Source organism: Aquitalea pelogenes (assembly GCF_041914625.1).
Lineage (GTDB): Bacteria > Pseudomonadota > Gammaproteobacteria > Burkholderiales > Chromobacteriaceae > Aquitalea > Aquitalea pelogenes.
Window position 1 is genome coordinate 47,209 of record NZ_JAYSDA010000020.1, and the last position, 12,089, is coordinate 59,297.

8 protein-coding genes are annotated in these 12,089 nt (G+C 49.4%); all 8 read left to right on the plus strand.

All coding sequences use genetic code 11. From position 1 onward, the window contains the following. Positions 1–21: 21 nt before the first annotated feature. The 8 genes from ACE3SE_RS15170 (at position 22) to ACE3SE_RS15205 (ending at position 11,320) form a co-directional block, all read left to right on the plus strand. Positions 22–1,149 carry an efflux RND transporter periplasmic adaptor subunit gene (locus ACE3SE_RS15170; protein ID WP_374556435.1) on the plus strand — a complete coding sequence of 376 codons (1,128 nt, stop codon included), beginning with the start codon at positions 22–24 and terminating at the stop codon, positions 1,147–1,149. 9 nt (positions 1,150–1,158) lie between these two features. Continuing rightward, entirely contained in the window at positions 1,159–4,224 is a 3,066-nt protein-coding gene (locus tag ACE3SE_RS15175; protein WP_374556437.1) for an efflux RND transporter permease subunit, read from the plus strand. A 266-nt stretch (positions 4,225–4,490) separates the two neighbouring features. After that, entirely contained in the window at positions 4,491–4,715 is a 225-nt protein-coding gene (locus tag ACE3SE_RS15180; protein ID WP_045846038.1) for a hypothetical protein, read from the plus strand. Between the two features lie 512 nt (positions 4,716–5,227). Then, positions 5,228–6,595 carry a tyrosine-type recombinase/integrase gene (locus ACE3SE_RS15185; protein ID WP_374556439.1) on the plus strand — a complete coding sequence of 456 codons (1,368 nt, stop codon included), beginning with the start codon at positions 5,228–5,230 and terminating at the stop codon, positions 6,593–6,595. Between the two features lie 171 nt (positions 6,596–6,766). Then, the gene (locus ACE3SE_RS15190) at positions 6,767–7,525 is read left to right on the plus strand and encodes a hypothetical protein (RefSeq protein WP_374556441.1); all 759 of its coding nucleotides are present in this window, start codon (positions 6,767–6,769) and stop codon (positions 7,523–7,525) included. Between the two features lie 53 nt (positions 7,526–7,578). Further along, positions 7,579–9,318, plus strand: coding sequence for a YfjI family protein (locus ACE3SE_RS15195; RefSeq protein WP_374556443.1), 1,740 nt, complete (start codon positions 7,579–7,581; stop codon positions 9,316–9,318). A gap of 911 nt (positions 9,319–10,229) precedes the next feature. Then, positions 10,230–10,913: a YagK/YfjJ domain-containing protein gene (locus ACE3SE_RS15200; RefSeq protein WP_374556445.1), complete on the plus strand. Its 684-nt coding sequence runs from the start codon at positions 10,230–10,232 to the stop codon at positions 10,911–10,913. Between the two features lie 98 nt (positions 10,914–11,011). After that, positions 11,012–11,320, plus strand: coding sequence for an H-NS histone family protein (locus ACE3SE_RS15205; protein ID WP_374556447.1), 309 nt, complete (start codon positions 11,012–11,014; stop codon positions 11,318–11,320). The last annotated feature ends 769 nt before the right edge of the window (positions 11,321–12,089 follow it).

Here is a 12,089-nt window from a genome sequence, read left to right on the forward strand (position 1 = left end):
GAGAGATAAAAGGAAAGCAATATGACCAAGCGAATGTTCATCATGCTGGGAGGCATAGTGCTGCTGGTAGTGGTGCTGGGGCTGGGCTTCTTCATGCATATCCGCAGCCTGATGGCTGCCGCACCCAAGCCGACGCCGCAGGTTGTCAGCACCATCATCGCGCACACCAGCCAATGGCAACCGCAACTCAAATCCGTCGGCACGCTCAGCGCCGAACATGGCGTGGATATCAGCAGCGAAGTGGCCGGCCAGGTGCGCAGCGTCCATTTCCAGTCAGGGCAGGACGTGAAGGCCGGTGATGTGCTGGTACAGCTGAACGCCGATGCTGACGTGGCCCAGTTGCATGCACTGGAAGCGGCAGCCGAACTGGCCGCCATCACGCTGAAGCGGGACCAGGCGCAACTGGCGGTGCAGGGTGTTTCCCAGTCTCAGGTGGACAACGATGCTGCCGATCTGAAAAGCAAAAAGGCGCAAGTGGCACAGCAGGCTGCGCTGGTGGCCAAGAAAACCATCCGCGCTCCGTTTGCCGGACGGGTGGGCATCACCAGCGTCAATCCGGGCCAGTACCTGAATGCCGGTGACAAGATTGTCACCCTGCAACAGATCGACCCTATCCATATCGACTTCAACCTGCCGCAAAGCCAGCTTTCTGCCGTTCACACTGGCCAGAAAGTGGTGGTTCAGACCGACGGCACCGCTGACAAGCAGTTTGTCGGCAGCGTAAACGCCATCAACCCCAAGGTCGATCCCAACACCCGCAACGTGCAGGTGCAGGCCTTGATTGCCAACCCGGGCCGCAAGCTGCTACCCGGCATGTTTGCCAATGCCAGCCTGGACACCGGCAAGCAAATGCCTTACCTCACCCTGCCGCAGACAGCAATTACCTATAACGCCTACGGCTCCACCGTATTCGTGGTGGTACCGGCCGGCAAGGATGCTTCAGCTGCAGGTGGCAATCTGGTGGCCAAGCAGGTATTCGTGCAGACCGGGCCGACCCGTGGCGACCAGGTGGCCATTCTCAGCGGCGTGAAGGAAGGGGATCAGGTTGTCACTTCCGGTCAGGTCAAACTGAAAAACGGTATTGCCGTGGCCGTCAACAACAGCGTACAGCCGGCCAACAACCCCAACCCGACTCCGCAGGAACAGTAAGGGCGCGCCATGAACTTTACCGATATCTTCATCCGGAGACCGGTGCTGGCCACCACCATCAGCTTGCTGCTGGTGGTGCTGGGCTTGCGCTCGCTGTTTGGCCTGCCAGTCAACCAGTACCCGCAAACCCAGAATGCCGTGGTCACCATTTCCACCACCTATTACGGTGCGGATGCCAAAACCATTGCGGGCTTCATCACCCAGCCGCTGGAAGGGGCCATTGCCCAGGCACAGGGCATTGACTACATGTCCTCCACCAGCAATAGCGGGGTGTCCACCATCACCGCCAACCTGCGGCTGAACTACGATGCCAACCGGGCGCTGACCGAAATCAACACCCAGGTCAACTCGGTGAAAAACCAGCTGCCAGCGCAGGCGCAGCAGCCGGTGCTCACCGTACAGACCGGCCAGACCACGGACGCCATGTATCTTGGCTTTTACAGCAAGACGCTGGCCAACAACTCGGTAACGGACTTTCTGAACCGGGTGGTCAAGCCCAAGCTGGACGCCATTCCGGGGGTGCAGACAGCCGAGTTGCTGGGTGCGCGCCAGTTCGCCCTGCGGGCCTGGCTGGATGCCAACAAGATGGCTGCCCACGGCGTGACTGCCACCGACGTGAGTAATGCGCTGGCCAGTAACAACGTGCTGGCTGCCGTAGGCAAGAGCAAGGGGCAGATGGTCAGCATTCCGCTGACTGCGGCGACTGATCTGCACAGCGTGGAAGAGTTCAAGAAGCTGGCCATCAAGCAGAATGGTGATGCCATTGTGCGGCTGGAGGACATTGCCACCGTCACCCTGGGCTCGGAAAACTACGACTTCAACGTGGCTTTCAGTGGAGAACGCTCGGTGTTCATCGGCATCAAGGTGGCACCGGAAGCCAACATCCTGGACGTTGCCAAGACGGTACGTGAAGCCTTCCCGGCCATCCAGAAGCAACTGCCCTCCGGCCTTACCGGGCAAATCGTGTATGACTCCACCGACTTCATCAACACCTCCATTCATGAAGTGGTGAAGACCCTGCTCGAAGCGCTGGTCATCGTGACCGTGGTGATCTTCCTGTTCCTCGGCAGCTTCCGTGCCGTGCTGGTGCCGGTGATTGCCATGCCGCTGTCGCTGATCGGCACCTTCTTCATGATGTTGCTACTAGGCTACTCCATCAACCTGCTTACCCTGCTGGCACTGGTGCTGGCCATTGGCCTGGTGGTGGACGACGCCATCATCGTGGTGGAAAACGTCGACCGCCACATGAAGGAAGGCAAGTCGCCGTTTGAAGCCTCCATCATCGCGGCACGCGAACTGGGCAGCCCGATTCTGGCCATGACCGTGGTGCTGGTGGCCGTGTATGTGCCCATCGGCTTCCAGGGTGGCCTGACCGGTGCGCTGTTTACCGAGTTTGCCTTTACCCTGGCCTCTGCCGTTACAGTGTCCGGCGTGGTGGCTCTCACCCTGTCACCCATGATGTGCTCGCGCTTCTTCCGCCCCGAGCAGGATGAAGGCCGCCTGGTCAAAGCCATCGACCACACCTTCGAGAAGGTGCAGAAGGGCTATCGTCGTCTGCTGCACAGCCTGCTGGAAACCTGGCAGGTACTGGTGGTGATGGCCGTCATCATGCTGGCGCTGCTGGGTCTGATGACCAAGATGTCGCAGTCCGAACTGGCACCGGAAGAAGACCAGGGCATCGTGCTGGGCCAGATTGTCGGCTCGCCCACTGCCACGGCAGACCAGATGCTGACCTACGCCCAGCAAATGTTTGCCATCAGCAAGGCCACCCCGGAATACGAGCAGATGTTCCAGATTACCGGCACGCCGACTGTCAATGCCGGTATTGGCGGCATTCTGCTCAAGCCGTGGGAAGACCGGACGCGCAGTGCCAAGGAAATCCAGCAGGATCTGCAAAACCGCTGGAACAAGATTGCCGGTGCACGGGTAGCGGCCTTCCAGTTCCCACCACTGCCGGGCTCATCCGGCTTGCCGGTCCAGTTTGTCATCAAGACCACCGAGCCGTTTGAAAACCTGAATGAAGTGGCACAGCAACTGCTGGACAAGGCACGCAGCTCCGGCAAGTTTTACTTTGCCGACGTGGACCTGAAAATCGACGCACCGCAAAGCACCGTTGTGATAGACCGGGACAAAGCCACCGCCATGGGCATGACCCAGCAAGATGTCGCCAATGCCATGAGCGCAGCCATGGGCGGCGGCTATGTCAACTACTTCTCCATTGACGGCCGCTCCTACAAGGTCATCCCGCAATTGCTGCAAAAGGACAGACAAAATCCGGCGCAGCTGCTGGACTACCAGGTACGCACACCCAATTCCGGTTTGATTGCCCTGTCCACCATCGCCAAACTGAAGACCGAAGTGGTGCCGGAATCGATTACCCGCTTCCAGCAACAGAATTCGGCCACCCTGTCCGGTGTATCCGGCCAGGCACAAGGCGAAGTGCTCAAATACCTGGAAGACACGCTGAAGGAAATTGCACCCAGCGGTTATACCGTGGATTACGCAGGCCCTTCACGCCAGTTCAGCCAGGAATCCGGTGGCTTTGCCCTCACCATGCTGTTTGCCGTCATCATCGTGTTCCTCACCCTGGCCGCGCTGTTTGAAAGCTTCCGCGACCCTGTGGTGATTCTGGTCTCGGTACCGCTGGCATTGTTTGGGGCGATGATCTTCATCTTCCTGGGCTTCTCCTCCATCAACATCTATACCGAGGTGGGCCTGGTAACACTGATGGGCCTGATCAGCAAGCACGGCATCCTGATCGTGGAAGTCGCCAACGACCTGCGCAGCAAGGGTGCCAGCAAGCTGGACGCCATCGTCGGTGCGGCAGAAATCCGGCTGCGCCCCATCCTGATGACCACCGCCGCCATGGTTTTTGGCGTCATCCCGCTGGTGATTGCCTCTGGTGCCGGTGCCGCTGGTCGCCATGCAATGGGGCTGGTGATTTTCACCGGTCTGTCCATCGGCACCTTGTTCACCTTGTTCGTGGTACCTGCCATGTATATGGCACTGGCGTCAGAACACGGCAACAAGGAAGCAAAGGACCAAACCAGCACATCAGCAGCAGATATCGCCTGATACCCTGTCGATGTACACAGAAAGCCCGCCATGTGCGGGCTTTTTTCATACCGGTATCGCGGAAAGTGAAGCTTTATTGACCTAGGCAAAATGAATGTCCGGAACCATGAACTATTATCCAGACATCCGCAGCAACGGAACCGGCCATGCTGCACATGGCGTCCTGCGCATATCTTGCGCGCCGACCAACGATGCCTCACCGGGTATCAGGTTCTGCTTGCTGTCATTCCATCATTGCAAGACATCCCCCAACAGGAGATAACCAAATGGATAAAGCAATCAAGGCAGCCATGGAAGGCCTGCTGCGTGTTGCCACCGGCGAAACCCCGCATATCCGTCGTGCCAACTGCCCGGAAAACGGATCTGACGATCGTCAGGTCGACTGCCCGGCCTGCCAGGCCATTGAGCGGGCGGAAAAGCTGTTGCACCCGCAATGGGCCGACAAAGCGCAGATCCTGGAAACAGTGATTCGCCGACTGGATATCGGCTAAACCGGGTGCGCTGTACAATCAGCGACCCAATCGCATTGGCCAGGCTGGAATACAGCTGCAAGCAAACGCACAAAAAATGACAAACTGGAGCCACCCACCTCGCAAGAGAGCGGTGGCTCTTTGTATTTCCCACCCCTCGCCCCATTCCTGGAAGAATGGAAACAATCGACCTCCGGCAGGAACCAGTCAAACTGAATATCCGCCCCCCACAGCCTTGCCCTGGCGGCTTCATTTCCGGTCAGACCAAAACAAAAAGGCCTCACAGTATTTCTACTGTAAGGCCTTGATGTGAATGGTGCCGGTAAGAGGAGTCGAACCCCCGACCTTCGCATTACGAATACGAAGTTTAATGTATTGATTGGTATGGATCCATAGTTACCAATCTACTCAAATCATTGGTTTTACAGAGTTTTATAAAATCAATACATATTTTTTGTTTGATCTACTACCCTTTACATTGACCAAATTTGGTTACATAGTGGTTACATGAAATTGTAGAGGGGTTTTGAAGCATGGCAAAGGTTAGCTTCACTGCAGGTAGAGTCGATGGCTACAAATGTGAAGATGGAAAAGCACAGACTTTTCTTTGGGATGCAAAAACACCCGGTCTCGCATTACGTGCCACCAAGGCAGGAGCAAAGTCATACATCTTCCAGGGTAAGCTGCACGGCTCAACCATACGAATCACCATTGGTGACCCAAGAAGTTGGACAATTGACCAGGCACAAGCCCGAGCCCGTGACCTGCAAACACAGATTGACAAAGGGTTGGATCCACGCGAATTCGAAGCTGCACAGAAAGCTGCTCTCGAAGAACGACAAGTAATCAAGCAACGTGCTGAGTGGACTGTCCTCGATGCGTGGAACGACTACTTAGAAGTACTTCGCACCACAATCTCTCCTAAAACCAAGAAACCACGCTCTGCCCGTTACATCGAAGACCACGTTAATCTCGCTGCTCAAGGTGGGGACAAAGCCAAGCGGGGAAACAAGATCAAAGGCAGAGGGCCGCTCTGGCCCTTGATGACAATGCGTCTTGTAGATCTAACATCTCAGTCAATTGCGGACTGGCTTGGAGAAGAGATAAAACGAGGCCCAACAAATGCAGCCCATGCGTTTGCGCTACTGAAGGCTTTCACACGATGGTGCACTAACAACGAACAGTTAGCACAACTAGTAGTGAGCGACCCATGCAACTCCGTCAAAGTAACGAACCTGCTGCCGAAAGCCAAAGCCAAAGATGACTGCCTTCAACGCGAACAGTTAGCAGCTTGGTTCAGCGCAGTTCTTTCCATACAAAACCCGGTTATAAGCACTTACCTGCAAGGACTGCTCATCACGGGTGCCCGACGAGAAGAATTAGCAGCACTACGCTGGGAGCATGTTGACCTACGATGGCGGAGCCTTACCATCAACGACAAAGTAGAGGGGACTGGTGGAAGAACAATCCCACTAACGCCCTACTTTGCCGAGCTGCTGCATGGGCTTAAAGCCTTGAATGAAACACCTCCGGGAAAAAAGAAGCTTCAACAGCTAGAGCTGCGGGGGAAAACTTGGGAGCCCTCTCCATGGGTCTTTTACAGCAAGACCTCCGCAGATGGAAAAATTGTTGAGCCACGAATTGCACATAATGAAGCCATCCAGGCTGCAGAGTTACCTCACATCACCCTGCATGGGCTGAGACGATCGTTCGGGACACTCGCGGAATGGGTTGAAGTTCCTGTCGGTGTTGTAGCCCAGATCCAAGGCCACAAGCCGTCCGCTATTGCAGAAAAGCATTACCGGCGCAGGCCATTGGACTTGCTACGCATGTGGCACGACAAGATCGAAACTTGGATGCTTGAACAAGCAGGCATCCCGTTCCAATCCGCAATGGACTAAAGCTGTACCATTTCCAAATGGTGCTTTGTATTTACTAGCAAATTGCCACACTTTTCTTACAGATATTTACCTCGCAGCATTACAATCTTCTTGGCATATACCTAACTACTGACGGCGAACGCAATGTGCGCCGTCAGTAGCACTGGTGGTAATGAACAAGAGGATTAACTCATGCAAAACACATCCCCTACAGATCAGATCACCGCAAGTCTGCAGCTCCGCAAAACCATACAGAAATACTTGGATATGCAAAGCTGGACTCCCGTCATGGGAGCCATGCTCCTTGCAGGAATCCACCCTCCCAGCGATTGCGAAGCCATCCCTACGGCAGGTGGTACGAGTCTTGATGGGAACCCCATTATCGGAAGTGGAAACACTCCGTTTTATGAGGCTGGCATGATTTTGCAGCAGTGGAATGATTGGTGCGAAGATGAGGACAGCTTCCCATCTCACGTGGTCCCTCTCGATTTCATCAACTGGTGTATCGAAGACGAGATCCAGGAACGCTACGCCGTTTCCAGTCCATTCATGTGGATCAGTATTTTCAAAAATGTCCTGGGTAACAATACGGGGCCACTTTCCTTTGAAGTTGCAGCATACACAGAAAAAGCCATAGAGCCTCTTCAAACTGTGCTAAGCAAGCTTGATGAAATCAACCAACATTTACAGAAAAAAAACCGTCGGCACTCCTCTGCATTAGTCAGAATAACTACAAGCACTGAAAGTGAAAGACTAGTTGTCAATCCTCATCGCCAACACCTGACAACTGAAGAATTTGCAATGGCATTAGATGTACAACCACAAACAATATACAAACGGTTCTCAGAGGAAGGCCATTATTTTGGTGTAATACCAAATAAACTTCCCAATAGAAGACTTGCCTGGCCACTAGATGCCGCAAAGCAAGTCATGTCAAAAAGTAAGAAGTAATATTTCAAAATACCATAACTATTAAAATAAAACCAACCAGATAAGTCATAAAAATGCAAAACACACCAAATGATAAACTAGAAAATAGTGAGATAAATACAAGTGTTGATTCGATTTTTTCAACACAACCACAAGGTGATTCGCCGCCATTTGAAAAAACAGAATATGAATTTAAACAAAAAATAATTAATTTCCCTTCATACATCCCGCCAGGTGATTTCCCCTGGCAGGAGCTTCCTGAAACAATTAAAGGTGCAGTTGTTGAAATATGCCAAAATGATTCTTTAGCTGTACCACTTGCAGTTCAAGCAACCTTATCGGCAGTTTCACTAGCATGTCAGGATCTAATTCTTGTAGATCGAGGAATTGGGGAGCCATCACCATGCTCACTTTTTATGTTAGCCGTAGCAGAGTCTGGATCTAGAAAAACAACAGCAGACAAGATTATCACCAAGCCTCTAGAAGAATACGACAAAGAAAGAAAACATGAATTTAATGAAATATCCATTACATATAAAAATGATTTAAAGAAATATAAAAACAAAGAAAATGTGTTGACAAAAATATTTGAAAGCTGGCTAAAGAAAAAGCACGGTGATCACGAAGAAAACATTGATTACATAAATGAAAAAATAAATGAAATTGAAAATGAACTAACCGAAATAAGATTAACAACAGCCACATTAATACAACCAAAACTTAGACGTGTATTATACTCAAGCATTTCAATTAAGGATCTTGAAGGAAATCTATGTAAAAATTGGCCCTCCGCAGGTCTAATATCAAACGAAGCAGCGGACATTTTAAACTCAAGAAGCGAATCTGATATGGCTCGTTTGGATCGTTTATGGGATGGACAAAGTATTGATGTAATAGGTAAGACAAAAAATGAAAGTTACTTTGTTAGCGACCCACGTCTAACCTTATCCCTCATGATTCAGCCAACCGTGTTTGAGCGCTTCATAGAGCGGAAAGGTGATATTGCCAGAGGTATTGGATTTTTCCCAAGAACACTGATTTCACAGCCTGAAACTTTATATGGGCAGCGCACCATAAATGAATCTACCACTCGAGCCACAGAGTGGATTGAAAAATTTAATGCTAGAGTCCTTCAACTACTTAACTATAACCACGCGGATATTAATAACAGGAAAAGCAAAAGAATTGTTCTTTCATTCTCCCCATCTGCGCGACTTATCTGGAAAGAGGATCATAATGCAAAAGAACTAATGACTATAGATGGTGGGCCATATTCCGATGAAAGAGAATTCATTAATAGATATTCTGAGCACGTAGCACGCATTGCTGCCCTTTTTCATTTCTTCGAGAATGGAATTGTGCAGGATGATCAATACCCTACCAATTACAAAAAAGACGAAATATCAGAAAGTACAGTCAAAAGTGCAATAAAAATTGCAGAGTGGTATTTGAATGAATACAGTCAAGTATTTAATCCAGAGAAATCAATATCTACTGCAGGTAAATACGTTTTTGAAATGATATTAAGATATTTTTCCACCACATACGGAGTAAAACCATCTGAAGTTGTGAAGCTACCATACTCTGATCTTGAAAAGGGCATTAAAGAAAATGATTTACGTCTACGATGTTCACGCTACGGCTTAAAAAGCAATACATTAAGATTTAAGCAAGTGCTCGAGTGGATGGATGCAAAAAAAATGATCACCAGAACATCAAAAAATTTAAACAGCGCAAAAATAAAGACTGCAGTAGTAACTGTGAATCCATACGGACTAAATCAGTATCATAAATTTTATGGTACTGATTATTAGACGCCTCATAAATAGCTAAAAAAATATATGACGGTCTGCAATTTAGCTACGTTACGATTATCCATCTATCACCTGGAGTGGAAAATGTGATTTCTGACAATCACTAATAAACTGATGCTTATGAAAATAAAATTAAAACATAATAGATACCCCACTACAGTTGAAAATGAGACTGAAATTAACGAATAGAGGAGACCAGCTAAGCACATTTTTAACTGCTCTGCGCCGCCAACTACTGATTAAGCAACGACTGGCGTGACTGCCACCAAAGACCTCTGCGTAGAAGCTCCATTCAGAGGACCCATAGCCCATACAGAGCTGAAACTATATATTTTTTTCAAATAGATCATTGAAATGTGCTTTTTTAACTTCTAAAAGGTGAAAAAAGCTGTTTTTTTGTACGCTTACTACTTTTTTAGAGCACGCCACTCGGTTTTTTCCGAGCATATCCTTGTGCACTTCCCCTTCTGCGCCCAAGCACTCTTTGCTTAGCAAGGCCTGCCATCACCCACAGCGGTATGAAAACTCTGTTGATTATTGACTGTGGTAATACCTAACATATGGGCAAAGCTTGGTGGAACGCCATCTGGCATGTACTAGATTGAGCAGCCTGCCATTTGATTTTTTGGTATGGTCAATGAAGATGCCATCACATGACGAACAACTCGGGGTAAAATCAATCCTGAAAATAAGTCTGTATATCGAGCGTGTGCAATTTTCATAGGAAAATATTGGAAAAATACCCAGACATGCCCATTACAACAGCCGATATCCATCACTGATAATTTGGGTTCTATTTATCATTAGCTTGTATCTACATTATCCTTATCAAGCAAAGCAATACAAACGTAGAGTATTTTTTTACACATAATCACTCATGGTTTGACTATAAACCACTGAGGCTTTTCCCCATGCTAAACATTCAGCATCTTTATCAGTTCAGCCAACCAACACCTGACTTCAGCATCTACTCTAGCGCAGTAACTTACCTAGACTCTGTCATTGAGAACGGACCATCAGACCTACTGTTTATCAGGGTAGACCTTGGGATAAGGCAAGAGTATCAATCTCAAACACACGTCTTCCAGATAAAAGATATGTTTGACAGGTTAAACGCCAACAGAAGGTGTAAGCCAAGCATTTTCAGGCACTATGTTGGCATGATCTGGGCTTTAGAATGGACACCGGAAAAATCTTACCACTACCATTGCCTATTCATTTTTGATGCCAAGAAGGTTCAGAATGATATCGAATTGGCTAATCAGATCGGCTATTACTGGATGAATGAAATTACAGGTGGCTTAGGCAGCTTCTGGAATTCAAACGTGCATGCACAGGAATTCCAGCAATGTGGGATCGGAAGGATCAAACACTGGGAACTTGGTAAGAGACACAACTTGATGACACGGGTGGTGTCATACATTGCTAAACCTGATTGCATGGTAAGAGGTGCCATTCAAAGAGATGCAGCAACACTAGGCAATGTTGACTGGGCATACAAAATGAGGACATTTGGCACTAGTAATATAGTAAAGGAAAGGGAAAACACTGTGGGGAGACCAAGAAAGACTGTGACCAACGAATTTGGTTTCTGAGGCTAAAGTTACACATGGCAATAAATTAAAGTTGTCATGGTTTGACTTTTTACAAAATAAGGAATTAAATTAAGCTTTAACTCAACACGAAGATGACCATGGAATTGCAAACTAAGAGTTTTACTGAACTGCAGGACCTGCTGAAGGTCGTTGATGCTGAAATTAGCCGTCGTGAAACAGAAGAGAAGGCTAATGCCAAGAAGCAGATCCTGGAACTGGCTAAGTCGTATGGCCTGAGCCTTGATGATGTGCTCAGTAAAGCTACCGCTACTGTGCGTAAGCCAGTTGAAGCCAAGTATAAGAACCCTAATGATGAGACCCAGACCTGGACGGGTCGTGGCCGTAAGCCTGCCTGGGTACAGGCTCAGCTGGATGAGGGTTTTAGCCTGGAAGACCTGGCTATCTGATCTGACTAAGTTCGGGCATAGAAAAGGCGCTACACATGTAGCGCTTTTCTTATTTTCTAGCCATGATCAACTCGACTTGTGAATATATCTTGTGTTGTCCTTTATTCTTCAACTCAGTTCACAGTGGCGCGATGCCAAACTTGCCTTTGACGAGAGCAAGACGTGGCTTGATGTACTCCAGCATTACTCTTCCCAAGCTGACAAACGGGATAGATTCCTTGAGCCGATCAGCAAGCGGAGACAGACCCTTTTCGTGGCGATGTGGATCACCGTCGCCATCTATGGGGTCTTGGCTTTAGCAACTTGGGATCTTCCCTTCATCGTTGAACTGCTACTCGCACAGTAATGCGATATGTATTAAGCCTCATGATGCCCCTTTCCGTGGCGTACCGCTGACACTAGCAGAGTGCACATATCTGGAGGACACAATGGAGAACCATAAAATCGAAAATCTCCATCCAGATCTGCAGCCGATTTGACGGCCGTTCATGCAGTGCTCCGAGGCCGCCGGGCTAGAGTCCTGACCATGGTAGTAAGCCGACACTCGGTGCCTGTGACAGAAAAATGGCAGATATGAGGTTCAGAGTAGATGCTTATGACGGATGGGCGCAGGTCGCTTTGGGCGAGAACTAGTCATCCACAATAGATTCAACTTTGAAGCTATGTGCTGCTCAAAATGTGGTAGACGTCGTGAGATTCGAAAGCGAGGTTGGATGCACTGCACACAAATGAGACCAACCGCCTCATTGCCGGAACGCCCTGATCGCCG

Coding starts and splice junctions, on each gene's coding strand:
- ACE3SE_RS15170 (WP_374556435.1), top strand. CDS start 22: ATGACCAAGCGAATGTTCATCATGCTGGGAGGCATAGTGCTGCTGGTA.
- ACE3SE_RS15175 (WP_374556437.1), top strand. CDS start 1,159: ATGAACTTTACCGATATCTTCATCCGGAGACCGGTGCTGGCCACCACC.
- ACE3SE_RS15180 (WP_045846038.1), top strand. CDS start 4,491: ATGGATAAAGCAATCAAGGCAGCCATGGAAGGCCTGCTGCGTGTTGCC.
- ACE3SE_RS15185 (WP_374556439.1), top strand. CDS start 5,228: ATGGCAAAGGTTAGCTTCACTGCAGGTAGAGTCGATGGCTACAAATGT.
- ACE3SE_RS15190 (WP_374556441.1), top strand. CDS start 6,767: ATGCAAAACACATCCCCTACAGATCAGATCACCGCAAGTCTGCAGCTC.
- ACE3SE_RS15195 (WP_374556443.1), top strand. CDS start 7,579: ATGCAAAACACACCAAATGATAAACTAGAAAATAGTGAGATAAATACA.
- ACE3SE_RS15200 (WP_374556445.1), top strand. CDS start 10,230: ATGCTAAACATTCAGCATCTTTATCAGTTCAGCCAACCAACACCTGAC.
- ACE3SE_RS15205 (WP_374556447.1), top strand. CDS start 11,012: ATGGAATTGCAAACTAAGAGTTTTACTGAACTGCAGGACCTGCTGAAG.